Genomic DNA, 26,945 nt, shown 5'->3' on the forward strand with positions numbered 1-26,945 from the left:
TTTTAAAAACCTGTGAGGTTTATTAGTATTTACTCCTCCTTTTGCATTGGGAAGGCTTTTTTTTCATACAAATAATACCCACCACCTTTATCCCAGCTACAAAAAATCAGGGTGTTTTCATCTTTTGAAACACCAATTCCTCTAGGTTCAGCACCGTTTACTTCCGGTAATTCCATCGTCCACATTTGTTGTTTTTCTTCATTCCTATAATAAAACGTTGAAGGCGAAATTCCACTGGAACGTATCGCTGCATATATAGCATTTCCAATAATTTGCACCGCGCTTGATCCTGCTGAAATGCTGGAAATTTCCTTTTCTTTTTTATATTCCACACCATCTTCACTGCTATAAACCTGTATTTTCGGACTTCCAGGATCCGGGAGATAGAGGGTTTTCCCGTCTGGAGTCATATCAAAAGTCCGTGAGAGATTTCGACCTTTTAGTTCAATAGTTCTTAGTAGTTTAAAAGTTGTTCCTTCTTGCTTTAAAATATAATTGGGATCTTCTCCAAAAAGTGAAGTTGCGAAGATTTCTCCGGTTTCAGCAGCTCTGGGGGAAGTGATTGCTCTTGTGCCTTCTGGTGATTCCCATACAGCGATCCCTTTCCCGGTTTTTGCATTTATTTTGATTAATCTTCGATTGATTCCTGCTAAAATATTTCCGTCTAAATCCACCCCAATTCCATTTACCGGACTTAGCTTATAAATTTCACCCTTAATTTCTACTGAAGTTAGCGGTGAAAAATTTGCATTTTCACCAGCCTTAGTTTTAATAATTAATCCGCGGTTATAATCGGCAAGCCAGAGTTTTCCCTCACCGTCCCATTCGGCTCCATAACCGGAACCTGAGTTTTCAATTTTTCCTTTAAAGATATATTTTGGAGCAGAAATTTCAGCAAAATCATCCAGAGGTTCTTCAGATTTCATCAGCTTGAATTTCGTTATTTCTGAAGAAGAAATATTACTACCATCACTCGCCATCACTCGATGATAAAATGTAATCGGCTCTCCTATTTTACTATTTTCAAGTAAGGTAAACCATTGTTTTTCTGTCCTTTTTAACCCAGTTTCCCTACCGGTTTTTTCTTGAAAAACCACTTCTGAAAAGTCTTTATTTTTTGAAATTTGGTACACATAACTCACAAAATCACCATCTTCATCTAAAGATTGCTCCCAATCCAGATTATAAAGCGCTTCGATATCTCTAACAGCGTACGTATTTTTTGAATTATGAGAAGTAATTTCTGTAGGTGCAGGTGCTTTATTGTTCTCCGGATAAAGCTGAGTCCTTAAACTTCCTTTGTCTGTCTTAATTTGAAAGTAAAGTGCACCAATGGAGAGATAATCTAATATTTCTTCGGTAAGTTTTAACTTACCTCTAAAACTTCCACTGCCCTTGCCGGTATTGTTCAATTTTAGTTCTTTTAGAAATTCCCCTTCTTGGGTATGTCTTCCGCGGTAAATTCCAACGGCTTCTTCATCGGAAATTTTTCCTTCTAGATTAAAATATTCTCCTGAAATTTTAAGATTTTCTCCTTCAATTTCGGCTTTTACATGTCCTATTCCTGAAATATCATTTCCTTCAATATTTAAAGAAGAAAGGAAACCTTTTGCTTGTTTTGCTTTTTGAATATCTCTCCTCAGTATATAACCATTTATGCCAAACATTGCCGAAGGCAGCGTTTTCTTATCGAACAGAGGCATATCGGCCGCTTTTTCTTTTTTGATGTCGTAGGTGCTATAAACTATAGAATCTTTTTCCTGAAAAATATCCATAATAGTAATAGTGTTCACCGGTTTGCTATTTTGGGTTAACCAGGCACGTGGTCCTGAGCCAGCCGCGCCGGTATTTAATAATTCCAGTCTGCCTCGTTTTCCGGGATAATACGCATGTTGGTGCCCACTTATATAAGTATGCACGTTATATTTCTCCAGTAGGTTTTGTAATTTTTCTGGCTCTTCCAATACATTCCCTTTTGAATCCCTTTCCTGTGCCACACTGTATAATGGCATATGGCCCATAACAAATCGAAGTTTTGCATTTTTAGCTTCAGAAGTCTGAAATTGTTTTTCCATCCATTTTAAATTCTCTTCAGTGATTTTTGATGAAGAAGCTTCCCAGGAAACAAAGAAAATATCATTTTGTAAAAAGGAATAATAATTCGGAAAATGAGAATCATCCACAAAATTTAAATTGGGTTTATTTTCATTTTTGTTCCAAAATTCTTTTGCAAAATCCCGCTCTAGCGGGTAGGCGCGTGGCCCATCGTGATTGCCCAGGGTAAACGCAAAAGGAATTCCCGCTTCTTTTAAGGGTTGTGCTATATGGGTATCAAAACCCTCCCACATTTTTTGAAGTTGTTCTGTTTTCGAAATGCCCATGCCGGCCACCATATCACCACCACAAATTACAAGATCGGGTTGCCATATTTTCGGAATACGATTTATGATGCTGTCTACCTGCCATTCATAATCTGCGGCTCCAAGACCAGAATTAAGATCCGAAATCACAGCGATTCTGGTATTTCCGCGTTTTGGAAGCTCGGGGGAATATTTTCTAATTACTAATCGTATTGCATCTGCCGTAAATTTCCCTTCGGAAACTCCCATAATTTCTAAAGAATCTTTGGGGCCTATTTCAAAATGGCCCAATACATTCCATTTTCCTGAATTTCTTAAAGAAGTCTGGTCAAAAGTAATCGTATCGGTTTTCCCTTCGGAATGAAGGATATAGTTAACTTTTTGCGCATTTTCTGAAGTATTTACGCTAAACCAGGCGGCAAGTTGATAATCGTTTCTTTGTATTCCGGTAAAGGTATAATAGGCTTTGTTGATTTTATTTGAAGCAGCCATTCTTGAGGCTGTTTCGCCATAATAATTCACTAGGTTACTGTTTTTCCAAATTCCTGTTTCTGAATAATTATCACTTTCGGTATCAAGGATTATATTTTTTGGTAATTCTGATGTTTGAATTTCTGAAATAACTAAAGCACCGGCGTTGTTCCGTAAGCTATTTCTGTTTCCACCGGTAATATCTGATGGAATATTCACTACTTCTTCTGCAGCAACCATTGCTGAACTTCCGCCGCCGTCCAGGTTTACCGCTTCTTTTACATCAATTTCGTATAAAATTTTGGCTAATTCTGGTAAAGTTACTCCGGCACTAGCTTCCTGCCTGCCGTCTACCACCATCACAATTAAAGTTGCCTGGTCCTTAAAACCAATCGCACTTCTGGGATGCCGTTGAATATGACTTCCTCCAAAACCTTCTTCTGTATCGGTAACATTTATCTCACCATTTTTAAGCAAAACCGGGCCACCGCCTACGCCCTGACTAACTTCCCAATTTTCAGAAGCAGAAGAAATATCTGGTGCTGCAAATTTCTCCGGAACTCCATCAGCACCAGAATTTACCCAGGCGATTTCGGGTTTTCTATTCTTTATTCCAAAAGCTCCTTTTATGATTTCACCAGCAGGTCCAGGCGCAATAACCTCTCCATCTTGAATAATTGTACTTACTGAAGAATTTGAAGCGAAATATCCCCCGTTTATAGCGAGGATTCCATTTACTTTTTCAGCAGTTTCTTTAGTGGTTTCACGAATGGTATTGCTCCCAATGGAACGTAAATATAGATTCTTATCTCTTAAATCTATTTCAGCATACATTGCTCTTAAAGGTTCTCCGTCCGGTAAAGTTCCGAGGGCATCAAAGATTTTTATGGAACCGGGTAGGTTGATATTCAAATCTTCTCTAGGCTCCCAATTTAGATTTATTTGTTGGGCTTGAAAATAGGAAAAGCTTAAAAGTCCTAAAATGACTGTAAATAGTTTAGGCGCTTTCATATTATAATTATTAAGAGGTTATTTTAATTGAGATAATCTCCGGTATAAATCAGTGCCGGGGCAGGTGGTTTCTGCCTGGTCTTTATGCCCAGATATAGTTTCAGGAGAAACTTCATATTCCGAAGAAATATGGGAAACGAGTTTTTTTAGGCTTTCCCATTGTTCAGGCACTACTTTTTCTTTATTAAAATCACCTTCTAAAACTATTAGAACGTGACCTTCAAGATCATAATCGGTATTGGAATCTCCCTGAAAATTTATATCCCGTCCTTCTGCTAATTCCCCATTGGAAGCTATATAAAAATGGTAAGGTACATCTGGCCAGGCTTTTTTTATGCTACCATCGGCCATTGGGGAATCGTTTTGTGAAAAATTTTGAAGTGCCTGCAATTTTTGTGTAATAGAAAGTTCGGGTTTTTGAGGCATTCCGCTATGGTGAATTGTAATAAACTGCGGCTTATGCGCCTGCATTTCCATAACTGGAGCTAAAGCTTTCCAATCTTCCCGTGAAATAATAGCTAATTCATTTTCTTCAACTTGTGCCGAAATAGAAAAAGGGAAAATTACTGATAGGATAAATATGCTAAAAATAATTTTTTGGATCATACTACCGCAGTTAATTAACTATATAACCCTCGTGAGGGTTATATTATTACAAATACTTTTTATGTAATGCATACAGTACCTTTAAATCGTAAGCATTAAAAGACTGGTCAAGATTTTTCTGTATAAAATGTAGCTTGAAAGCACTTTTAGCTGCACCAAGGTCTGAAGTATCGAAACCGATGATTTTCAAAGCATTTTTGATATTAAAGTCGGCTGGGATTACTTCAGGAAAAACTAGTTTATCTACAAATGGAATTCGGGTATTAAGTTTTGTATTGAGGTTAATAGCTAAGGGATTCGGTTTAAAAAATTCGGCTTCTAGTTTTAGATTTTCTACTTCAGCTGTATCATACCACAACCCAAAACCTTCTTCAGCTAAACGTTCCCACGGAAAATTAGCGTTGGGATCTACTTTTCTGGAAGGTGCGATATCAGAATGGCCGATAAAATTTTCAGCAGGGATATTGTATTTTTCTTTAATTTCCTCCAGTAATTCTATCAAACTAATAATTTGGAGATCGGTGAATTCTTCTTCGCCATTATTGTCAATTTCGATCCCGAGGGAGGAAGAATTTAGATCGGTATTATTACCCCATTTCCCAATCCCACCGTGCCAGGCACGATAGTAATCGTTGAGCATATGGTAGATTTCGCCATTTTTGGCTATTACATAATGAGAACTAACCTGGGTTCTTGGTAAAGTAAATGTGGTTAAGGTTTGTTGAACGGAATCTTGTGCAGTATGGTGAATTACTACGTAATTGGGTTTTCGCAAATTAAAATTAGTAGTTCCCACCCAGTACTCTCCATAATTGAGTGCGGATTCGTTTTGGGCTTCCTGGGTAGGTAACTCCTGTAATTGTTTACTATAAGCTTTTGACTGTTTTTTATGTAATCTATTGGTTTTTGAATAAGGATTGCTTCCACAGGAAATAACTACAAAGGCCATTATAAAATAGAAAAAAGGAATTAATTTTTTCATATACTTAAATTTGAATCAACTGTGGGAATTAATATCAGGTTGAATAACTCCTGTTTATTTTATTTTTAAATGCTAACCGTTGTATTTTTTTAATCAAACTTCCATTTAACAAAAGCCTCCATCGCTTCATAATTGGCAAGCCCAAGTTTATCATAACTTTCTGCTGTTTCGCGATTTCTTTCTTCGGCTCTTAACCAGAATTCCCGTTCGTCGTCACCGGGAAATACAGGCCGGTCTTTTTGAGATTGGTGTTGGAAGATGGCTTTTTTCTTGCGTTCTACTTCTTTTGGGGAAAGAGGTACGGCCATTTCAATTTCATGAACTTCAAATTCTTCCCAGGCACCGCGATACATCCATAGCCAGCAGTCCTTGGTCCAGGCTTCGGTTTTGCGCAATCTATTTATCGCTTCCAGGATTATCCTGAAACAAACTATATGTGTCCCATGAGGGTCGGCAAAATCACCGGCTGCAAATATCTGGTGAGGTTTAACCTGCTGAAGCAATTCCATAGTAAGTTCTACATCCTTTTCGGTGACCGGGCTTTTAACCTTTTTTCCGGTTTCATAAAAGGGCAGTGCCATAAAATGGATGTTTTTATCTTTTAATCCGGCAAAACGGGCACCGGCAATGGCTTCAGATTTTCTAATAAAGGCTTTTACATCCCTTATTTCATCTAAATCTATTTCATTGGGCTCTTTTTGTTCAATAAAAGCACGCATTTTCTCGTAAGTAGCCTCCAATTTTTCGGTATCTTCTCCAGTACTTTTCTTAAAATCTATAGCAAACTCTACATATCGCAAAACATCGGTATCCCATACTGCGGTATTTCCTGAAGTTTGATAAGCAACGTGAACCTCGTGCCCCTGGTCTACAAGTCTTATAAAAGTTCCGCCCATAGAAATCACATCATCATCGGGATGCGGTGAAAAAATTACGGAACGCTTTTGAGCTGGATTTTTTCGTTCAGGTCTTTGGGTGTCGTCAGCATTTGGTTTTCCTCCTGGCCAACCGGTAATACTGTGTTGTAATTGATTAAAAACATCAATATTAATATCGTAAGCGGGACCCTGCTCGGTGGCGAGTTGCGCCATGCCATTGTTATTATAATCCTCGTCTGTAAGTTTTAGAATTGGTTTTTTCACTTCGGAAGAAAGCCAAATCACTGCTTTTTTAATTAGTGCTTTATTCCAGGCACAGTCTTTTACCAGCCACGGGGTATCAAAACGGGTTAAATCTGAGGCAGCATCCTGATCTAAAATAAATTCAACATTATCTGAAAGCTGAAGGTAAGTTGCCGGGACATTGCCAGACATTTCTCCTTCAACCGCTTTTTTAATAATTGGTGCTTTTTTCTTGCTCCAGGCCATTAAAATGATCTCTTTCGCTTTGAAAATAGTTCCAATTCCCATGGTGATGGCTTTGGTAGGCACATTTTCCTTTCCTCCAAAATCACGGGAAGCATCGCGACGGGTAAGGTCGTCTAAAGTAACCAGCCGTGTTCCAGAATTTGGTGCAGAACCGGGTTCGTTAAAACCAATATGACCTGTTCTACCAATCCCGAGTATCTGAAGATCTAAACCGCCAACCGCTCCAATTTTATTCTCGTAAGCCAGGCAGTAATCAGTAATATCTTCTTTTTCTAAAGTACCATCAGGAATATGAATATTATCTCTTTTTATATCTATGTGACTAAAAAGATTTTCATCCATAAATTTAACGTAACTCTGCTTGGCATCAGGCTGCATTGGGTAATATTCATCCAGGTTGAAGGTGATCACATTTTTAAAACTTAAACCTTCCTCTTTATGCATGCGAACCAGTTCTTCATAAACTTCTACCGGTGTAGCGCCTGTGGCAAGCCCTAAAACGGCATTTTCCTGGGTTTCCTGTTTGCGTCGAATTATATCTGCAATGCGTTTTGCTACTTTTTTAGAGGCAATGTGCTCATTTTCATAAACTTTTACCGGTAACTTTTCAAAACGTGTTTCTTCTAAGAGATTTAATCTGGCCATTATAATTTTTCTTTAACTAATATGCGATTTTACCAGGCTTACCTGGTCTTTAAAAATATCATCCATTACTGCTATGGTACCGCCAAAAAGGCTGGAATTAGATCCAAGCGTAGAAAGCTCTATTTTGGTTCTTTCCTTTAGTTGCATCATGCAATAAGTATTCATAGATTGTTGAATTGGGGTCGTGATAAACTGTTTGGCCTCGGCTATTTTTCCTTCCAGGATCACCAATTCGGGATTAAATATTTGAATTAGGATAGCTATTCCTTTTCCAAGGTTGATTCCTATTTCAGATAAAACATTTATCGCGAATTGATCGCCTTTATTTGCCGCATCTATAATAGTTTCTGGCTCCAATTTTTCCAGTTCTTCTTTTTTAAGATTATTTAAAACTGAAGTCTGTCCTTTTTTCAATCCTTCTTTAGCTTTTCTCACAAGAGCAAGACCAGAAGCTTCTGTCTCCAGGCAGCCGCGTTTTCCACAGTGACAAAGCAAACCATCTTCAGTCATTGGGATATGCCCAAATTCACCTGCAAAACCTGATTCTCCAGAATGCATTCTGCCGCCCATAATAATTCCAAGACCTATACCCCAGTCCATAGAAATCACTAAGACATTACTTTTATTTTTGGCTGTTCCAAATCTAAATTCTGCTAAACAGGCACTTTTAGCATCATTAAGAATAGCAACCGGCTTTTTAAATTTTTTCTCAAACCTGTCTTTTAAAGATTCGGGTTCCTGCTCACTTAGATAATAGGTGAAGTTTTTACCGGCTTCAGCAGAAACAAGACCGGGCATACTTATTCCCACACCCATTACCTGGCCTATCTTTATTTTTGCTTCTTTTAGCAATTTCTGAGTCCATTCATAGAGAAGATCTACAATATTTGAGTCTGAAGAAATCTCTGCCGGCCAGGATTTTTCGTGAATAATGGTATGGTTATTATCTATAATAGCCAGTTTTATCCTGAAACGTTCTATATGAATACTCACTACAAAAAATGAATTCTCTGCCAGACCATACAGGTCTGGTTTACGGCCACCTTCAGATTTTCCACGCCCCTTTTTCGTTAAAATTCCTTCTTCAATAAGTTGGTTTAGCAAAGACATGGAAGTAGGCAGACTTACATTAAATCGCTGGCACACTTCAGCATTAGAGGTTTCCCCATTAAGAAAAAGATGTTTAATGATCTTTAATTTCTGAAGGAATTTTTTTCGCTCTACATTATTAATTTTAGATAGTTTCTTTTCATCTATAAAAAAATCATGTAGATCTGTTGGCATAGTTTGGGTTGTCATGTTTAAAAATAAAAGCGTTAATGTTCGTTTTTTATGCTTTTAAAAAAATGAATTTATTTTGAATTTAAATGTATATAAAAAAATTATTTTTTAAAATACTTTTTCTATTTTTTTATAAAAGATTTAATATTTAATCGAAATTTATATTTTTATAAAATAAATATCGAGTCAATTTTTAATATCCAGCTCCTTAGAATTTAGAATTACGTAGACGGGAATGACTAAAGCCTCTAAATTATTTAATTCAGCAAAAGCCACTAAAAATGAGCGTTATTTAGCGCTGGATGTTTTACGCGGATTAACCGTAGCTCTAATGATATTGGTAAATACCCCGGGAAGCTGGTCACATATTTATGCGCCATTTAAACACGCTCCCTGGCATGGTTTTACTCCAACAGATTGGGTTTTTCCTTCTTTTTTATTTGTAATTGGTAACGCTATGAGCTTTAGTTTACGCAAGTATGAAAGTATTTCTGAAAACGCATTTTTAAAAAAGGTCTTTAAACGGGGAGCACTTATTTTTCTTATTGGATTGTTTTTAAGCGCATTTCCATTTGTATTTAGACAGGAGGGAGAGCTGGTTTTTAAAAATTTGGCCAATATGCGAATTATGGGTGTTTTGCAACGAATTGCCCTTTGTTATCTTTTTGCATCCTTAATAATTCATTATCTAAAACTGAAAAAATCTATAATTTTAGGAAGTTTTATTTTACTCGGTTACTGGGCTTTAATGTGGTTTTTTGGTGATCAACCCCATCCTTTTTCGCTAGAGAATAATGCTGCGCTGAAATTTGACAATCTTATTTTTAGACCTGAAAATCTTTATAAAGGTTATGGACTTCCATTTGATCCCGAAGGTTTACTGAGTACGATTCCGGCAATTGCAAATGTAATCGCAGGATATGTGGCCGGGGTTTTTATTCAAAAATCAGGAAATAATATTTCCACAGTAATTAAGTTAAGTATTTATGGCGTATTTCTATTGGTAGTAGCACAAATTTGGGATGTTTGGTTTCCTATAAATAAACCCATTTGGAGTAGCTCTTATGTAATTTACAGCACCGGGTGGACACTTTTAGTGCTTTCGGCCTTGATTTTGATTATAGAAATTTTCAGTTTTAAAAAGTGGACGACTTTCTTCGAAGCTTTTGGTAAAAATCCGTTGTTTGTTTTTGTAATGTCTGGTCTTGTAGTAATGCTAATGAATATTATTTATGTTAACGGGCAGGCACTCAAACCCTGGCTTTATCAAAACCTATATCTTAGCTGGCTGGATAATTATAACGCGTCTTTGCTGTTTGCGTTTAGTTATTTATTACTTATGTGGATGCTGGGTTACTGGTTACATAAAAAACGAATCTATATTAAAGTATAAAATCAATATTTTTAAAATGAAGAATAGAACTTCAATCTTATTCCTTTTAGCAGTTTCATTTCTTGTTTTGCCTATGCAGGCTCAAGAAAATGCTAAAAAATCGCCAGAATTCCTTCAGTACACCAATAGTAAATGGGTAGATTCTATAATGGAGTCCTTAAGTCCGAAAGAAAGAATTGCACAATTAATTATGGTGGCGGCATATTCTAACCGGGATAATGCTCATAAAGAAGAAATACTGAAACTTATTAACGAACAAAAAATTGGTGGACTTATTTTCTTCCAGGGTGATCCTAAATCTCAGGTAGAATTGATGAACGATTACCAGTTAGCTTCAGAGGTACCGTTACTCGGCGCGATTGATGCCGAATGGGGTCTAGGAATGCGGCTTAAGAACACTATAAGTTATCCTTATCAAATGGCCCTGGGCGCGATTCGTGATGACAGTTTGGTTTACGATCTTGGAAAAGAAGTAGCGCGACAAATAAAACGAAGCGGACTTCATCTTAATTTTGCGCCGGTGGTAGATGTAAATAATAATCCGGATAATCCTGTGATCAATTACCGCTCTTTTGGGGAAAATAAGAAAAATGTTTCTGAAAAAGGAATTGCTTATATGCGTGGGATGCAGGATGCGAATTTGCTTACCACCGCAAAACATTTTCCCGGTCACGGCGATACCGATACCGATTCGCATTACGCGCTTCCGCAGATAAATCATCCTTTTGAAAGATTGGATTCCTTAGAAATGTACCCGTTTAAAGAATTAATAGACGCTGGAATTGGCGGTGTAATGGTAGCGCATTTAAATATCCCCGCTTTGGATTCTACCGGGGTGCCTTCCACTTTATCAAAATCTATCATCACCGGAATTTTAAAAGACAGTTTGGGTTTTGAAGGTTTAATCGTGACCGATGCGATGAATATGAAAGGCGTAACCAAAGGTAACGAACCCGGTATTGTTGATAAAGATGCGATTCTTGCCGGGAATGATTTGCTGGAGTTTACCGAAGATGTTCCAAAAGCTATAGATGAGGTTAGTAAAGCAATCCAACAAGGCTTGATCTCCCAAAAGCAATTGGACGAACGTGTAAGAAAAATCCTGGCGGTAAAACAATGGGTTGGATTAAACGATTATAAAGAAATTCCCACTAAAAATATTGTAAAGGAAATCAATACTCCCCAGGCGGAGTTTTTGAATAGAAAACTGGTAGAAGCTTCACTCACCGTATTGAAGAATGAAAACAGTATTTTGCCTTTAAGAAAATTAGATACTTTAAAGATCGCTTCTATCTCTTTTGGAGCCGAAAAGCAAACCAAATTTCAGAAAACCCTGGATCTTTATACTGAAGTGAAAAACTTCCAGTTAAAAGCTGATGCGAAAGCTTCAGAAATCGAGAAGATCAAAGAAAAACTTTCAGATTATAACCTGGTAATTGGTGGAATTCATGACGATAGCCGTTTTCCGAGAAATACAATGAAATTTTCAAAGCCCGTTCAGGATTTTATCGCAGAACTTTCGGAACAAAATAATACGGTCTTCAGTTATTTTAAAAATCCGTATTCCATCAATAAACTGGATAAAATTGAAGATGCCACCGCTTTGATCTTAACTTACCAGGATAACGAAACCACCCAGGATCTTGCCGCCCAACTTATTTTTGGTGGAGTAGGAGCAAATGGAAGACTTCCTGTGAGTATTGGTGAAAAATTCAAATCTGGTGATGGTTTAGATGTAAAAGGAAAAATAAGATTTAAATATACCCTTCCCGAAGATGCCGGGATGAATTCAGAAAAACTTTTTGGAGGAGTAGATTCTTTAATGCAGGAAGCTATTAAAAAAAAAGCGACGCCGGGAGGGCAAATTCTAGTCGCTAAAAACGGTAAAATCGTTCTGCATAAAGCTTACGGATACCACAAATACAGCGATACCGTAAAAGTTAAGAAAACCGATTTGTACGATCTGGCTTCGGTAACCAAGATTTCTTCGGCTTTACCGGCATTGATGAAATTGAATGATGAAGGAAAATTTAGTCTGGATGCGGGCATAGATGATTATTTACCATATTTTAAAAATTCCAACAAAGCGGGTGTTCCGTTTCGGCAAATTCTAACGCACCAGGCAAGATTTAAACCCTGGATTCCTTATTGGAAAAATACACGACGCAAAAACGGAAGTTATAAATGGTTTACGTTTAAAAAAGATTCCTCAAGTAGATTTCCAGTTAAAGTGAGTGAAAATTTATGGTTGCATCGCAATTACCAGAATAAAATGTTTAAAGCCATAAAAAAATCTGAGCTTGAAGAGGAAGCAAAATATAAATACTCGGGCCTAACTTTTTATCTTTTACCTTCTATAGTTGAAGAAATTAGTGGAGAGGATTTTAGAAAATATATCAACGAAAATTTTTATGATAAACTTGGCGCGACAACTTTAGGCTATAATCCGTTGGAACGCTTCGAAAAAAGTAGAATTGTACCTACAGAACACGATTATTTATTCCGAAGAAAACCTATTCACGGGATGGTGCATGACGAAGGTGCGATTATGATGGGTGGGGTTTCCGCCAATGCAGGGCTTTTTTCTACCGCGAACGATTTGGCAAAATTGATGCAAATGTACCTGAATATGGGTGAATATGCCGGGGAGCGTTATATTGAAGAAGAAACTTTGAAAGAATGGAGCACGGCGCAATTTCCGGAAAACGATAATCACCGCGGAATCGGATTTGACAAACCTTATTTAGAATATAAAGGCGAGAGCAGTAACACAGCAAAAGACGCCAGCAAAGCCAGTTTTGGGCATACCGGATTTACCGGAATTTACGCCTGGGTAGATCCTGAAGAAGATTTATTATATCTTTTTTTATCTAATAGAGTACTTCCTACAAGAGAAAATACACGACTCTACAGCCTGAATACCAGAACTAAAATTCAGCAGGTTTTATACGATTCTTTAGAGTATTAAATAAGAATTTATACTTCTTATATTCAAATTTCTTCTGAATTATTAGAATAGAATCCCTAAAAACTTTACAACTTATTTAGGAAAGTATATATTTGTTTGATTTTTCCATAAAAACCATTCAAATTATATGACCAAAAATTACCCCCCAGTTCTAGTTACCCTACTATTTTTATTTACCAATTCTTTAATCGCTCAACATACTGTAAAAGGTAAACTGGTGTCTGAAACCAATGATCCTATTGCATTTGCCAATGTAATTTTATTAAATGCCGAAGATTCAACTACGGTTTATAAGGGTACTTTTTCTGAAGACAATGGGGAGTTTTTGCTCGAAGAAATAGCTTCAAAAAACTATGTTTTAAAAGTGAGTTTTGTGGGCTACGAGGAGTATCTCCAGGCAATTTCGGTCAATTCTGATAAAAAATTAAAAAAGATAACCCTAAAAGAGGGCGCTGCCAATTTAGATGAAGTCACTATTAACGCCCGAAAACCAAAGATCACTCGAAGTATAGACCGTATTACCTTCGATGTAGAAAATTCTACGCTTTCCAGTGGTAGTAGTTGGGATATTTTAAGACAAACCCCGGGTGTGATTATGGCTCAGGGCCAACTACAAGTGAGAAATTCTTCAGTTACAGTTTATATTAATGACCGAAAAGTGCAACTTACTTCAGATGAATTACAAACTCTTTTACAAAGCTATTCAGCAGAAAATATAAAGTCTATTGAAGTAATTACCAATCCGCCGGCTCGCTATGAGGCTGAAGGTGGATCTATTTTGAATATCAATACATCCTCAGCTATATCTCCCGGTTATAAAGGAAGTGTAGAGGGCAATTATACGCAGGGAATTGTTCCTAAATACCAAATGGGTACCAGTCATTATTGGAAAGGCGATAAATTAAATGTCTTCGCTAATTATACTTTTAGTCCGCGAAAAGAGATAAAACGAGACGATAGTTATATAAATTTTAGTCCAAATGAAGAGTTTGGTCAAAGGTGGGAAAGCGATTTTGAAAGAGTTACGCGCTCCCAGGCGCATAATGCGAATCTGATTTTAGATTATGATTTTGATGAAAAGAACAAGCTTAGTTTTTCTTCAAATTTTCTGTATTCCCCAGACAAGGCTTTTGATAATTCGGTGCGAACCGATATTACTGCCCAGGGAAATACGGCTTTTTCAAATTTTATGACCGATAGTGAAGTTGTTACCGATGAGCATAACATTGCTTTAGATCTAACCTATACCCATAATCTTGAAAATGGAGGTAGTTTTTCTGCTGCCACACACTATACCAGGTTTTATCAGGACAGGGATCAAATAGTAGCTACCAATTATTTTGATTCAGCCGGTGAGAATGTTCAAAATATCAATTTCAATACTGCCTCGGGACAAAACATAGAAATTTTTACAGGTCAACTTGATTTTAATAGTTCGCTAGGTGAGATGAGTTTTGATGCCGGGGCGAAGGTTTCAAATATAAATTCTAACAGTGGGATCAACTTTTCTAATGCAGAAAGCCTCAACGATCTATATGATAACCTTTCCGACGATTTTTACTATGACGAAACAGTTTCTGCGGCTTATATTAGTACCTCCAGGGATTGGGAAAAATGGAGTGCCCAAGCCGGTTTAAGGGGAGAATATACTGATCTTTTAGGAGTATCTTTATCAACAAGTCAACGAAACCGTCAGGAATATTTTGAACTTTTTCCAACTGCTTATTTACAATATCGCGCTTCTGATAATCATAGTTTTACGCTGGATTATAGCCGAAGAATTGAACGACCACGTTATGAAAGCTTGAATCCGTTTAGATATTTTTTGAATGAAAACGATTTTAATGCCGGAAACCCGAATTTACGTGCGGCAATTAGCAATAATATCAATCTGAATTATACGCTTTTAGGGCAGTATTTTTTCGATGTGTATTATCGTGATAATGGGAGATCACCGGCAAGTTTAGCTTTTCAGGATAATCAAAACCTAACCATTAGAAGGTTGCAGGCCAATTTGCTGGAAAGCAAAAGCTACGGACTCGACGTTTTGCACGGCAGATCAATTACCGGCTGGTGGTATGCACAATTATACGCTTCACTTTTCCACGAAGAGAATACCTTCTTAGCGGTAGAGAGCAATAATGCGGAAGTTACCAATGAAATTGATGCTGTTTTTGGTCAATTATATAACTCATTTACCCTTTCAAAAGACGGAACTTTCTCAGGAAATCTAAGTTTCACTTATGTTTCAGATTATATTTCGGGTTCTTATAATTTCGATCCTTTTTCAACTTTAAGCCTTGGAGTAAGAAAAACACTTTGGAATAATCGTGCAGAATTAAGCCTGAATATCAACGATATTTTTAATAATACCAATACCAGGCTGACTTCCCAATATTTAAATCAGGATAATTCCTTTTTTGCACGGGAGGAAATGCGTTATGTGCGGGTTGGATTTAAATATAACTTCGGAAACTTTAGACTGGAAGACAACCAACGCAGCATAGAAGCCGCTGAGAGGGATAGGTTGTAAAAAGAAGAGCCCCCTAGCCCCCGAAGGGGGAACTCAGCGTACTCCGATTACTTTAGAAAAAGGGATTTAACTACCTCCCTTCGGGAGGGTTGGGGTGGGCTGACTTTTTTCGTACTTTTGCACTCCAAAATAAACTGAAGTGGCTAAAATAGGAAATATAGATGTAGGAGACTTCCCGTTGCTGTTGGCACCGATGGAAGATGTGAGTGACCCGCCATTCCGTGCGCTTTGCAAGGAGCAGGGGGCCGATGTGGTTTACACTGAATTTATCTCTTCAGAAGGGCTTATTCGCGATGCAGCGAAAAGTACTATGAAACTTGATATTTACGAAAAAGAACGCCCGGTGGGTATCCAGATTTTCGGAGCCAACCTGGAATCTATGTTGCAATCGGTAGAAATTGTAGAAAAATCTGGCCCTGATATTATTGATATTAATTTTGGTTGTCCGGTGAAAAAAGTGGTTTCTAAAGGTGCCGGTGCCGGTATTCTAAAAGATATAGATCTTATGGTTTCGCTTACCGAAGCCATGGTAAAACACACCAACCTGCCAATTACTGTAAAAACCCGTTTGGGCTGGGATAACGATTCTATTAAAATCGTTGAGGTTGCAGAAAGACTTCAGGATGTTGGTTGTAAAGCCATTTCTATACACGGGCGAACCCGTGTTCAAATGTATAAAGGCGAAGCCAATTGGGCCCCGATTGCCGAGGTTAAGAATAATTCACGAATGCATATTCCGGTGTTTGGAAACGGCGATGTTGATACGCCCGAAAGAGCGGTAGAAATGCGTGATAAATTCGGACTTGACGGTGCGATGATTGGTCGTGCCAGTATTGGTTATCCCTGGTTTTTTAGAGAAGTAAAGCATTACTTTGAAACCGGAGAACATTTACCACCGCCTAATATGCTGGAACGCCTGGATGCTGCAAGGCGTCACCTACAAATGGCGATTGACTGGAAAGGGGAGCGGTTAGGTGTTTTTGAAACCCGCCGCCATTATACCAATTATTTCAAAGGAATACCACATTTCAAAGAACACCGCATGAAAATGGTAACCAGCGATGATGCTGCCGATGTTTTTGCTGCGTTTGATGAGGTAGAAAGGGATTTTTCAGATTTCCAGTTTGCTTAATAAATTTAAGCCACGAATTCACGAATATTATATTTTTATGCTCCCCCCCTCCTTTCCAAGGAGGGGAATGAATTCAGCTATGCTGAAGAAAAGGGGTGGTTAAACACTTAACCTAACAAGTTCTTATATAAAAATTCAAGAAAAACCCCTCCGGCCTCACGGCCACCTCCCCTTGAAAATAAGGGGAGGAGCTTTAATATATTTTTCAAAAAGAAAATATTCGTGAATTCGTGGCGAGAAATATTAAACCGCTTTTAAAGCTTTTCTACTACTACCCGCCGCTATAAATGAAGCGATAAGCCCTAGAATTCCTATGGTAAATATCACGATAAGAATGTTTTCAAAAGTAATGGCTACGGGATAGGGCAGGCTGGGAGTGATCATAACAAGATCAAATTGCAGTTGCAAGTAAACCAATAAAACTGCAGCAGAAAGACCAATGGCCCCACCAATAACAGTCATAAGGATTCCCTGGGTAAAGAAAATTTGTTTGATCTGACTTTCGGAAGCGCCCAGGCTAAATAGTGTTTTAATATTATCACGTTTATCCAGGATCACCATAATAATAGAACCGGCAACATTAAAAAGTGCGATTATCAACACCAACGTAAAAATAAGATAGACCGCAAGATTTTCGGTATTCAGCATTTTATAAAGCGTCTCGTTGAGTTGTGCCCGGTTTTTTATGATGATTTCATCTCCAAAAAGTTCTTTTATTTCAGCGGTAATGATATCTGGATTAGCACCTGGGGCAATTTTAATTTCAATTCCGGAAAAAGTATTTTCATCTAGTTCTAAAAGATTTCTGGCAAAATTTAGATTAGAAAAAACATATTTATCGTCTAAGTCTTCATTTACGCTATAAATTCCGCTTATAATTACTTTTTCCTGGTTAAAAGCCTGGCCGGGATCTAAACCGGTAATTTGTCCTTTTCCCGGGCGCGGCACCATTACATTTAATAGATTCTGATAATTAAAAATACTAAGGCCCAGTTTTCTGGAAATAGTATTTCCAACCACTACCTGTGCTTCGCTATTGGTTAACCAGGAACCCGAAACCGCACTGTCTATTTGTGTAACTTGCTGATAATTATTGTCTACCCCTTTTAGAAAAGCGGTGTGGTTTTTATTGCGGTAATCGAGAAAAATTCGCTCTTCAATGATTCTGCTGAATCCAGAAATCCCTTCAATTTCAGCCAGATCTTCAGCTTTATCATTCGGGAACTGAAATGTTTTTCCGCTTGACGGGAGTACTTTTAAATCGGGATCAAATTTATTGGAAAACGAAAGACTAAAGTCTTTAAGTCCGGCAAACCCTGAAAGTACTATGAATAAGGAAAAAGCCCCTGCAAACACCCCAATGGCTGCAATAATGGTGATAATATTAATGGCATTATTGCTGCTTTTGCTAAAAAGATAGCGCCTGGCGATGTAGAAGGGAAACTTCAAATTAAGATTTTTTCCGGCGTTCCAGTAGGTCGGGATCGGTGATTGGGTTTTCTTCGCCCTTAATAGATTTTTCTATACCTTCTATATAATCTAAAGAATCGTCTAAGTAATAATTGATCTCCGGCATTTTACGCAACTGATTTTTAGTGCGCTGTGCCATTTCGTGCTTGATCTTAGATTTGCCAAGGTTTATTTCCTCTATAACTTCCTGCGCGTGTTTCTGCGGAAAAATACTGATATAAGCCTTAGCAATGGAAAGATCTGTGGTCACTTTCACTTTAGAGACCGAAATAATTACTCCTGTTCTCCCGGCATCTTTCAGGTTTTTTTGCAGAATATCGGCTAGATCGCGTTGCAAAACCCCTCCTATTTTCTTTTGTCTGTTTGTCTCTTCCATAGGGCAAAAATACTATAATAAATTGTTATGCACATAACATTTGGATGCGATGCATGTTCCCGGTAGATTTTGTTTATATAAAAATACAGGTTTACTTTGTTGAAATAAGCTTGATGCTGAAATGAAAAATGGCTAATTCACTTATAATTAATTGTAAACTGTAGCTATTAGCCTGGAATGAATCAAAAAATAAACAAATGAAGAAAATTGAACATATTGGTATTGCCGTTAAGGACCTTGAAGCGGCAAATGCCACTTATAATGCGGTTTTGGGAAGTGAACATTATAAAACCGAAAGTGTGGAAAGTGAAGGAGTGAGTACGTCTTTTTTTAAAATTGGGGAAAGTAAAATTGAATTATTAGCTGCTACAACTTCTAATAGTCCTATTGCGAAATTTATAGAAAAACGGGGTGAAGGAATTCACCATATAGCTTTTGCGGTAGATGATATTAAAGCTGAAATCACACGACTCCAAAAAGAAGGTTTTAAGCTGATAAATACCGAGCCTAAAGACGGCGCCGATAATAAGCTGGTAGCTTTTATGCATCCTAAAAGTGCTAACGGGGTATTGGTAGAATTATGCCAGGAAAAAAGCACTTCCCCAGTCCAGTCTAAAGGAGAGGGAGCGAGCAGTTAAGAAATTGCATTTCACCTTGCAGGAGTTAAAAATATATCATAATATTGCACTCCTAAAATTCGGGTATTGTTGAAATACTTGAATTGGTCCTATAGCTCAGCTGGTTAGAGCACTTGACTCATAATCAAGGGGTCCCTGGTTCGAGCCCAGGTGGGACCACCAATAAAATCAAGCCTTACAGAGATGTAAGGCTTTTTTATTTCTTCTTAGGCACAACATTTATTTCTCAGTCTTTGTGTAAGCTTAAAGGCCAACTTTATATCGGGGTATTGCTCGAAGAGTATTTTGCTACGCTCGTGCTGGTTCTCTGTCCAATTTGAAGGTGCTTTATAGAGCAGGTACCGGCTGCGGGCTAATAATTGTTTTCTGGTATCTCCATTAGCAAAGGTTTCTGGACTAAAACTTTTCTGTTTTAACCTGGCTTGTTTGATTTGTTCGTTCTCCAGATCTATAGCCTCCCATCGGTGCTTGATCCTAATATCCTGCAGGGCTTCAAAGGTGAGTTTCTGCACATGGAATCGGTCGGTGACCTGTATGGCCTTAGGGAAGCATTTCCTGGCAATGGTTTTCATGGAATTGGCCATATCTAGGGTGATCTCCTTGACTCGGGCTCGTTTTGAAGCTGGTATTTTAAGCAGCTGTTCTATAATGGGTTCTACCTTGGTTCCCGAGAAAATAGCTACGATACTGCCCTTTTTACCCTTAGCTTTTTTATTGGCAATAATGGTATACAGCTCCCCTTTGGAGAGTGCAGTCTCATCTATAGAGAGCTTGGAGCTGATATTCTCGGGGAAGATGAGCCATTTCTTTGAATGGGATTTTTGATCCCAATCTTTAAAATCACTTAAATAATTTTTGTACTGGCGTTGGAGCTTCTTTCCATTGACCCCGTAAAATCCACCGATGGTATGACAGTCTGAGGCTTTAGTACTGACTAAGTACTTTTAAAAAAGCAGCGAACTCGACGGTCATACGGGTTCCCTGTGCTACTAAGTTCCAGTCACGCTGAATAACCTGTTTGCTTTGTTTATTGAGCCACCGACGGCGTTTTATATGCAGGAATACCTTTTTACCACGTACAGGAAAATCCTGGATTGTTATTTCCTTATGGAACCCGTGTGCTATGACCATCTGGGAGGAGAACTCTTTAGGAATCTCCGGCTTCTCTTCAAAATGTAGGTGTAATATACCTCCTTCTGTTTGATGACCGGTAAGATCAAAATGGGTGATTAATAATTCTGGTAATAATATCTTGAGTAGGTCTATATATGGATCCAATGCTTCCTGTTTAGAAAACAAAAATCAAACTATTATTTCAATTCACACACAACTTTTGAGAATGATCCATTTTTTCTACCAAGAATTATCTCAAACATTCCTAATATTTTTGTCTACTTTTACTTCTGAAGCCCCAAGCTAACATGGATATAAAAAGTATTGAAAGCGAGTTCGACCTGGAACCCTTCTTTTCCCTATCTCACGATTATTTGTATATTGCGGGTTTTGATGGATACTTCAGAAAAATAAATCCAGCCTTCGTAAAATTAATGGGATATACCCGTGAAGAACTATTTTCGAATCCCATTAGTAATTTTGTTTATCCTGAGGATAAGAAGAATACGGCCGAAACCCGGGCAAAGATTTTGAAAGGAGTACCTTTGTTGCATTTTCAAAACCGTTATCTCACGAAATCAGGCGAAATTGTTTGGCTCACCTGGACTTCTATTCCGGTACCCGATAAAGAATTAATCTACGCTATTTCCAAGAACATTACCCATCTTAAAAAGCTGGAAGAAGATCGTCACTTCCGAATAAGAGACCTTACTTCAAAAAATTCAGGACTTACACAATTAAGTTATACTACGGCTCACGATTTAAGGTCTCCGGTAAACAACTTGATTTCGCTTGTTAATTTACTAGACCGCTCCAAAATTCAGGATGATGAAACCTTGCTATATCTGGAGTTATTAGAAAAATCAGTTTATAAATTAAAGAGGACTTTAAACGAGCAGGTTGATCATCTTCAGGAAAACCGTTTTCTAAAACCCTATTGCGAATCGGTGAATTTAAAAGAAGTGATTCAAAACATTGTAGATTCCTTACATTCTCTAATTCAAGAAACCGAGACCTGCTTTGAAATTGATTTTTCTTCAGTTGAATTCCTTAAGGTTAATAAATTTTACTTGCATAGCATCTTCCTTAATCTTATCACCAATTCCATAAAATATGCTAAACCGGGAATTCCACCTCTAATCTCCATTAGTTCGAAAAAAAAATGAATTTGATTCTCAAATTAATTTTTTAGATAACGGAACTGGTTTCGATATGGAAAAAACTGAGCACAGGCTATTTAAATTGCACCAGAAGTTTACAGATAATAAGGACAGCAAAGGTATTGGCCTATATCTGGTAAAGAGTTATATGAATAGCTTAGGAGGTGATATTGAGGTTAGGAGCAAAAACGGCGTTGGCACTGCTTTTATCTTAAATTTTAAAGATTGAAGATAAACGAAAAACAGCGAATGGTAATTGTGAAGTTTAAAGTCGTGGATATATTAATAGAGATATTAAAGGTCCGGAATTCTTATTATCTCGTGAATAATCTGGCTGTAAACTTCGTAGTAGAGTAAAAGTCTTTATAGAAAACAAAAAAACCTTAAAAAGACCCGTTTTAAAAAGCCTTTTTAAGGTTTTTATTTACTAAACTTCAACTAAAATCAAATTTGCTCAACAAAATCTGAAAAGACTTTTTTATGGAGTTTGAGGTCTAAATCTGGAGATACAGATACCCTGGCAATATAGTCCTTGTCATCTTCTTTGGTTGTGCCCTGGGTAGAGGTTGCGGGGATCGTCCAGTAACATCCTTTTAATTGACCATAACTCACACAATACTTACTTTCATTTGGGATCTCACTAATCATCATATTAATTAGTTTTTGATTTAATGCTCGTTTATAGGTCTCCCTTTCTTCATCGGTATTTCCTTTGGTAGGAAGATCTAATGAAAATACAGAAGGGGTAAAGCCTTGCTGCGCTAATTCTTCTGAAACAAAATTAATTTTCGCCTCTGGTAAAGTTTCTTTGATGAAATTTACAAATGAGCGTGTGTTCACGTAGGCATCGGCAATTCTTTGGTTCATAGAAGGTAATTGCTTTGCCAGGATTTCAACCTGCAAATCTGTTGCCTCGTTATCGCAAAGGATCAGGTGTTTCTCTATTTTTCCTAATAAATCTTCTGCATTTTTATTGGCCACACAATAACCGGCGGTGCATTTTCCGCCACTTGGAAATTTTGAGCCGCTAACGTATGAAATTGTTCTAATTTGAGAAAGTATACCGTCTTCAGCCAGGAATTGTACGTTAGGGCAAAAGGTTTGATCTAATATAAATACAGGATCAATAGCAGTTTCGCCGGTGGCAGTTTTTCGGCTTTCACTTAAAACAGCTCTTAATTTCTCAAGATCTGGGACTTCTACCCTTGGATTAGTAGGGATTTCGGCAATAATAAGGGGCACGGCGTCTTCTTTAGCAACCTGCTCCAAAACCAAATTAGTGCTTTGTACCATATCGTTATCCCCATCAACGGGTAAATCTACTATCTCCACATTATCCAGGCAATCAGCCACTCGTCTGGCCTGGTCGTTGGTTCCGCCATAGCAATTAGGAGGCACAACTATTTTAATAGGTTTACCGGGATATTTTTCCAGCGCATCGTCTATTAGTCCCATCATAATGGCATATTGAATAGACAGCCCGCAAGAACCAAGCAGTGCTTTTGTAGAAGTACCGGTAATTTTTTTAATAGATGCTACTACACTGGCTTTATGAGCTTCAATATTATTTTCTTCGGAAGCAACAGGTTTTCCTATTAATTGCTTTAAAGCAGAAAAAGAATCTGCCGGGGTCATCGCAATGGTTTCCCTTCTTCGCACGTGCTGAATTGCTGAGATATAAGTTTCGTTTTGTTTCCCATTGACTAATAGAATGCTTCCCAGTTTTGGATCAACATTTATAAAAAAGTCAATATTATCGGAAAAATTCGCTGTCTCGATCTCCTTCGATTGTGAAATAAAAACGCTACTACCATCAAAATCAGTAACCTCTTCAGCATTCTCTACCGGGTTTAATTCAAAATTATAAGCGTAAACACGCTTTAGCGTTTCCGCATCAAAATAATCTGGTAATTCGCCGGTATATGAAATTCGGGTATTTTTCTTATCGAATAAATTTTTTCTTAGAATCGCCAACACAGGAATTGTTCCTGATGAAAAACTAATTACATTTTCTGGCTTTACTCCATTTAACCTGGCAATAGCCCATTCCAATACTGAGGATAAAGGATGGCCCAACCGAATATAGTCGAAAGCGGTAGGTAATTCCTTAAGCGCTGCTGTTTCTGAATTATTGGCGGCATATAGTTTTTCAAATTGCTCTAGAAATTCGGTTTTGGCTAATTTTTCATTATAAATATCCAGTCTATGCGTGGTAAGTTTCAGCCAATCTTCTGGCGTATTTTCTAATATATCTTCAATATAATTTAGCACTTTAGCTTCCTTCATTATCATTAATTTTAGATAGGTTGGTAATATAATCTGCTTAGTTCTATTTTAAAAGTAAAAGAGATCGATTTTCGCATTGACGTTATAATATTTAATTAAGAAACCTCTTTTGGCTTCATTTCAGCACTTGAAAATTATCCTTAGTAAAAGCCCATATTATTTAGTAATTTCCGTTTTTTGCCGAACTATGCGCTTACTCGCCTTATTTTTCTTTTTTAGCTTGAGCCTGTTTGCGCAGGAGTTGCCACCAATTACCAATTTTGATCCGTCTGCTTATAATGCAGGGAACCAGAATTGGATGATAAGCCAGTCCCCAAATAATCATATTTATGTGGCCAATAACCTGGGTTTGCTTAGCTATAATGGTGAGCATTGGCATCTTCATAAAGTTCCCGATGCCAGCGCAGTGAGATCTGTTTTGGCCCAGGAAGAAAAGATCTACACCGGTTCTTATATGGATTTTGGTTTTTGGGAGCACAATAGGAAAGGAGAACTAACTTATACCAGCTTAACTAATTTATCTAATGAAGAGATTCTAGATGGGGAGCAATTCTGGCATATAGAAGCTTTAGAGGAATATATTATTTTCCAAAGCTTGCGCCGACTTTATAGCTACAATAAAGAAACAAATGAGCTCAGTACTATTACAGCTGGGAATATTATTTCCAATTTGTTTAAAGTTGGTAATAAATTGTATTACCAGGTTGCTGAAGATGGGCTTTACGCCATAGATAATGGAGTAATTGAGCGTGTAATTCCAAATTCTGAAATTAAGGATAGCCCCATTGTGGGACTTTTTCCTTTTGATAATGATGAAATGCTTGCTGTAACCCGGGACGATGGCTTGTTTATCATTAAACAAAATACCTGGCAAAGATTTCAGTTAGAAAATTATTCTTTAGACGAAAGTATTTTTACCGCTAAATTATTAGCAGATAAAACCCTGGTTTTGGGAACTATTGGCAGTGGTTTACATGTCTATAATTTGGAGACTTTAGAAAGTTACCGGGTCTTGCAGCCTGTAATAAATAACAATACGGTGTTATCGGTAATGGAAGATAAAGCCGGTAATATTTGGGGAGGCCTGGATAGTGGCCTTGTGCTTATTAATCGTAAAAGTCCGTTTAGGCTTTTTACTGATATTTACGGAAAATTGGGTACGGTTTATTGTAGTTATCAACTGGAAGATCACCTGTATCTTGGTACAAACCAGGGTTTATATGTTAAAACTGCAGATTCTACCAGCTACAAATTAATTTCGGGAACCAGCGGCCAGGTATGGAGTATCAACAAAGTAAACGGCAAATTATACGCCGGCCACGATAGGGGTGTTTATGCTATTGATGGGAATTCTGCTGAACATATTTTTGATGGCCCCGGGGTTTGGGAAATCAAAGCCATTAAAGACGGTTTGTTACAGGGGCATTATGACGGACTTAGTTTCTGGAAAGAGGGCGAATTTGAAAATGATCCCGAGTATTTAGAGAATTTCGATCTTTCTTCCCGCAACCTGGTCGTTGAAAACGATTCGGTGATTTGGGTGGGTCACGATCATAAAGGCATTTTTAAGCTGAAAATTAACGAGTCTGTAAATAAAGTTGAAGGTTTTCAGAATTATCGGGTATCTTATCAGGGTGGGATGGGATTAAAAGTCTTTCGGTTTAACGATTCAATATATTATTCTACTGAAGATGAAATTTATAAGTACGATCCTTCTAAAGATGAATTTGTTCAGAAAAATAATTTAAATAATCTTATTGAAGAACCTCGTATTACTGGAATTTCCAAGGTGCTTCCAGATAATACCTGGTGGAGTTTTGGGCGTGAGAATCTAATTTATGTAACTCAGGATGCTTTTCAGGAAAGATTGAGTGTAAAAACTGCGGCTATTCCAATAGAGTACAGGAGTATTGCAAAAGGATTTGAAAATATTTCTCTTGTTGGTGAGCGAGAATACCTGGTAGGGTCTAATAAAGGTTATACAGTTTTCTCTACACCTTTAGGTTTTCCTGGAATGGAGCCTTTAAGTATTAATAAAGTTTCTACCGCCGCACTGGAGGAAAACTTCAAAAACCAAACTTTAGAACTTGAGCTGCTGGAATTACCAAATTCTGAGAATAATATCAATTTTGAATTTAGTATTCCTGCTTTTTCAAAACTGGCCAAACCGGTGTATAGTTATAGGATTAAAGGCTTTAGTGCAGGCTGGAGCGAATGGCAGTCGCAGGGGCTAGCGAATTTTGAAAATATGCCTTCTGGTGATTATGTTTTTGAAGTTAGGGGTAAATACAACAATAAGATTAGCGATACTGCCTCCTATGCCTTTAGTATTACGCTACCCTGGTATGCCACTACCGCAGCCATTATTATTTATATTTTACTCTTCTCTTTGCTCATTTTTATTCTTCATAAAATTTACACGGGATATTACCGAAAGCAACGAAATAGGTTGATGGAGCGTAACCGAAAGAAAATTGAAATAAAACAATTAGAATCCCAACAAGAAATTATTACGCTTCAAAATCAGAAATTGGAATCAGATATGGCTTCAAAGAATCGGGAACTGGCAGCTTCAACGATGAACCTGATTAAGAAAAATGAATTTCTTAACGAGCTTAAGAAAAGAATATCTTCAGCCAACAAAGAAGAGGATATCCAAAAAGTAATTTCAGTAATCAATAAAAATATTGCGGAGGAGGATAACTGGAAATTCTTTAAAGAAGCTTTTGATAATGCCGATAAAGATTTCCTGCAATCGGTAAAAGAAGCTCATCCTAATCTTACTTCTAACGATCTTAAACTTTGTGCTTATTTACGACTTAATTTATCTTCAAAAGAGATCGCTCCATTGCTTAATATTTCGGTTCGAAGTGTGGAAATAAAACGATATCGTTTGCGTAAAAAGATGGAATTAGACCATGATCAGGGTTTAGTAGAGTACATCCTCCAGTTTTGAGCACTTAACATTTAGGTGATTTACCTCAACATCACCTCAACATTCACCTTTAATTCCTTTAATATCAATACTTCAACTCAAATATTTTAAAACTGCTTAATCTTCGGTTTTAGAGCGCTATACTGCTTAATTCGTAATTATTTCCCTTCTAAATTCTCATGTTGAAGTATTGTAAGGGTGCTTTTTCTATTGCCTTA

General features: G+C 37.4%; 18 protein-coding genes and 1 tRNA gene. 9 read left to right on the forward strand and 10 right to left on the reverse strand.

Annotation, left to right across the window (positions count from 1 at the left end):
• Positions 1 to 29: 29 nt before the first annotated feature.
• The 5 genes from FG27_RS18665 to FG27_RS09370 all read right to left on the reverse strand — a co-directional run bounded on the left by FG27_RS18665 (position 30) and on the right by FG27_RS09370 (position 8,726).
• Positions 30 to 3,842 carry a phosphodiester glycosidase family protein gene (locus tag FG27_RS18665; RefSeq protein ID WP_051935808.1) on the reverse strand — a complete coding sequence of 1,271 codons (3,813 nt, stop codon included), beginning with the start codon at positions 3,840 to 3,842 and terminating at the stop codon, positions 30 to 32.
• Between the two features lie 18 nt (positions 3,843 to 3,860).
• Complete coding sequence (locus FG27_RS09355; protein WP_051935809.1) at positions 3,861 to 4,448, reverse strand: peptidoglycan recognition family protein; 588 nt, start codon at positions 4,446 to 4,448, stop codon at positions 3,861 to 3,863.
• Positions 4,449 to 4,494: 46 nt separating this feature from the next.
• Positions 4,495 to 5,430: an N-acetylmuramoyl-L-alanine amidase gene (locus FG27_RS09360; protein WP_037318307.1), complete on the reverse strand. Its 936-nt coding sequence runs from the start codon at positions 5,428 to 5,430 to the stop codon at positions 4,495 to 4,497.
• Positions 5,431 to 5,519: 89 nt separating this feature from the next.
• Positions 5,520 to 7,442, reverse strand: coding sequence for a glucosamine-6-phosphate deaminase (gene nagB, locus FG27_RS09365; RefSeq protein WP_037318309.1), 1,923 nt, complete (start codon positions 7,440 to 7,442; stop codon positions 5,520 to 5,522).
• A gap of 12 nt (positions 7,443 to 7,454) precedes the next feature.
• Positions 7,455 to 8,726, reverse strand: coding sequence for an ROK family transcriptional regulator (locus FG27_RS09370; RefSeq protein ID WP_037318311.1), 1,272 nt, complete (start codon positions 8,724 to 8,726; stop codon positions 7,455 to 7,457).
• Positions 8,727 to 8,958: 232 nt separating this feature from the next.
• Here FG27_RS09370 and FG27_RS09375 point away from each other — a divergent pair, with 232 nt between their 5' ends.
• The 4 genes from FG27_RS09375 to dusB all read left to right on the forward strand — a co-directional run bounded on the left by FG27_RS09375 (position 8,959) and on the right by dusB (position 16,749).
• Positions 8,959 to 10,116, forward strand: a complete 1,158-nt coding sequence (locus FG27_RS09375; RefSeq protein WP_051935810.1) for an acyltransferase family protein — start codon at positions 8,959 to 8,961, stop codon at positions 10,114 to 10,116.
• Between the two features lie 16 nt (positions 10,117 to 10,132).
• On the forward strand, positions 10,133 to 13,084 hold the full coding sequence (locus FG27_RS09380; RefSeq protein ID WP_037318321.1) for a glycoside hydrolase family 3 N-terminal domain-containing protein: 2,952 nt from the start codon (positions 10,133 to 10,135) through the stop codon (positions 13,082 to 13,084).
• A gap of 127 nt (positions 13,085 to 13,211) precedes the next feature.
• Positions 13,212 to 15,617, forward strand: a complete 2,406-nt coding sequence (locus FG27_RS09385) for an outer membrane beta-barrel family protein (protein ID WP_037318324.1) — start codon at positions 13,212 to 13,214, stop codon at positions 15,615 to 15,617.
• A gap of 139 nt (positions 15,618 to 15,756) precedes the next feature.
• On the forward strand, positions 15,757 to 16,749 hold the full coding sequence (dusB, locus tag FG27_RS09390) for a tRNA dihydrouridine synthase DusB (RefSeq protein WP_037318327.1): 993 nt from the start codon (positions 15,757 to 15,759) through the stop codon (positions 16,747 to 16,749).
• A 243-nt stretch (positions 16,750 to 16,992) separates the two neighbouring features.
• Here dusB and FG27_RS09395 read toward each other — a convergent pair whose 3' ends face one another.
• A complete protein-coding gene (locus FG27_RS09395) occupies positions 16,993 to 18,198 on the reverse strand; it encodes an ABC transporter permease (RefSeq protein ID WP_037318330.1) in 1,206 nt (401 codons plus the stop codon).
• Between the two features lies 1 nt (position 18,199).
• Positions 18,200 to 18,595, reverse strand: a complete 396-nt coding sequence (gene rbfA, locus FG27_RS09400; RefSeq protein WP_037318333.1) for a 30S ribosome-binding factor RbfA — start codon at positions 18,593 to 18,595, stop codon at positions 18,200 to 18,202.
• A 197-nt stretch (positions 18,596 to 18,792) separates the two neighbouring features.
• On the opposite strand from rbfA, the gene mce reads away from it, so the two are divergent.
• Both mce and FG27_RS09410 read left to right on the forward strand, forming a co-directional pair.
• A complete protein-coding gene (gene mce / locus FG27_RS09405; RefSeq protein ID WP_051935811.1) occupies positions 18,793 to 19,233 on the forward strand; it encodes a methylmalonyl-CoA epimerase in 441 nt (146 codons plus the stop codon).
• Positions 19,234 to 19,318: 85 nt separating this feature from the next.
• Positions 19,319 to 19,395 (forward strand) — tRNA-Ile (locus FG27_RS09410).
• A gap of 44 nt (positions 19,396 to 19,439) precedes the next feature.
• Here FG27_RS09410 and FG27_RS09415 read toward each other — a convergent pair.
• Both FG27_RS09415 and FG27_RS09420 read right to left on the reverse strand, forming a co-directional pair.
• On the reverse strand, positions 19,440 to 20,138 hold the full coding sequence (locus tag FG27_RS09415; protein ID WP_369794137.1) for a transposase: 699 nt from the start codon (positions 20,136 to 20,138) through the stop codon (positions 19,440 to 19,442).
• A gap of 19 nt (positions 20,139 to 20,157) precedes the next feature.
• Positions 20,158 to 20,532 carry a transposase gene (locus FG27_RS09420; protein ID WP_231563304.1) on the reverse strand — a complete coding sequence of 125 codons (375 nt, stop codon included), beginning with the start codon at positions 20,530 to 20,532 and terminating at the stop codon, positions 20,158 to 20,160.
• A gap of 122 nt (positions 20,533 to 20,654) precedes the next feature.
• Between FG27_RS09420 and FG27_RS09425 the strand changes: the two genes are divergently transcribed.
• Both FG27_RS09425 and FG27_RS19390 read left to right on the forward strand, forming a co-directional pair.
• Positions 20,655 to 21,512 carry a PAS domain S-box protein gene (locus FG27_RS09425; protein ID WP_051935812.1) on the forward strand — a complete coding sequence of 286 codons (858 nt, stop codon included), beginning with the start codon at positions 20,655 to 20,657 and terminating at the stop codon, positions 21,510 to 21,512.
• Positions 21,513 to 21,558: 46 nt separating this feature from the next.
• A complete protein-coding gene (locus FG27_RS19390; protein WP_231563305.1) occupies positions 21,559 to 21,735 on the forward strand; it encodes an ATP-binding protein in 177 nt (58 codons plus the stop codon).
• A gap of 215 nt (positions 21,736 to 21,950) precedes the next feature.
• Here FG27_RS19390 and FG27_RS09430 read toward each other — a convergent pair whose 3' ends face one another.
• Positions 21,951 to 23,792 carry a PLP-dependent transferase gene (locus tag FG27_RS09430; RefSeq protein WP_037318335.1) on the reverse strand — a complete coding sequence of 614 codons (1,842 nt, stop codon included), beginning with the start codon at positions 23,790 to 23,792 and terminating at the stop codon, positions 21,951 to 21,953.
• A gap of 187 nt (positions 23,793 to 23,979) precedes the next feature.
• On the opposite strand from FG27_RS09430, the gene FG27_RS09435 reads away from it, so the two are divergent.
• Positions 23,980 to 26,748, forward strand: a complete 2,769-nt coding sequence (locus FG27_RS09435; protein WP_037318340.1) for a triple tyrosine motif-containing protein — start codon at positions 23,980 to 23,982, stop codon at positions 26,746 to 26,748.
• Positions 26,749 to 26,945: the final 197 nt, after the last annotated feature.

The sequence above is a fragment of the Salegentibacter sp. Hel_I_6 genome (assembly GCF_000745315.1).
GTDB lineage: Bacteria > Bacteroidota > Bacteroidia > Flavobacteriales > Flavobacteriaceae > Salegentibacter.

Coding starts and splice junctions, on each gene's coding strand:
- FG27_RS18665 (WP_051935808.1), bottom strand. CDS start 3,842: ATGAAAGCGCCTAAACTATTTACAGTCATTTTAGGACTTTTAAGCTTT.
- FG27_RS09355 (WP_051935809.1), bottom strand. CDS start 4,448: ATGATCCAAAAAATTATTTTTAGCATATTTATCCTATCAGTAATTTTC.
- FG27_RS09360 (WP_037318307.1), bottom strand. CDS start 5,430: ATGAAAAAATTAATTCCTTTTTTCTATTTTATAATGGCCTTTGTAGTT.
- nagB (WP_037318309.1), bottom strand. CDS start 7,442: ATGGCCAGATTAAATCTCTTAGAAGAAACACGTTTTGAAAAGTTACCG.
- FG27_RS09370 (WP_037318311.1), bottom strand. CDS start 8,726: ATGCCAACAGATCTACATGATTTTTTTATAGATGAAAAGAAACTATCT.
- FG27_RS09375 (WP_051935810.1), top strand. CDS start 8,959: ATGACTAAAGCCTCTAAATTATTTAATTCAGCAAAAGCCACTAAAAAT.
- FG27_RS09380 (WP_037318321.1), top strand. CDS start 10,133: ATGAAGAATAGAACTTCAATCTTATTCCTTTTAGCAGTTTCATTTCTT.
- FG27_RS09385 (WP_037318324.1), top strand. CDS start 13,212: ATGACCAAAAATTACCCCCCAGTTCTAGTTACCCTACTATTTTTATTT.
- rbfA (WP_037318333.1), bottom strand. CDS start 18,595: ATGGAAGAGACAAACAGACAAAAGAAAATAGGAGGGGTTTTGCAACGC.
- mce (WP_051935811.1), top strand. CDS start 18,793: ATGAAGAAAATTGAACATATTGGTATTGCCGTTAAGGACCTTGAAGCG.
- FG27_RS09425 (WP_051935812.1), top strand. CDS start 20,655: ATGGATATAAAAAGTATTGAAAGCGAGTTCGACCTGGAACCCTTCTTT.
- FG27_RS19390 (WP_231563305.1), top strand. CDS start 21,559: ATGGAAAAAACTGAGCACAGGCTATTTAAATTGCACCAGAAGTTTACA.
- FG27_RS09430 (WP_037318335.1), bottom strand. CDS start 23,792: ATGAAGGAAGCTAAAGTGCTAAATTATATTGAAGATATATTAGAAAAT.
- FG27_RS09435 (WP_037318340.1), top strand. CDS start 23,980: ATGCGCTTACTCGCCTTATTTTTCTTTTTTAGCTTGAGCCTGTTTGCG.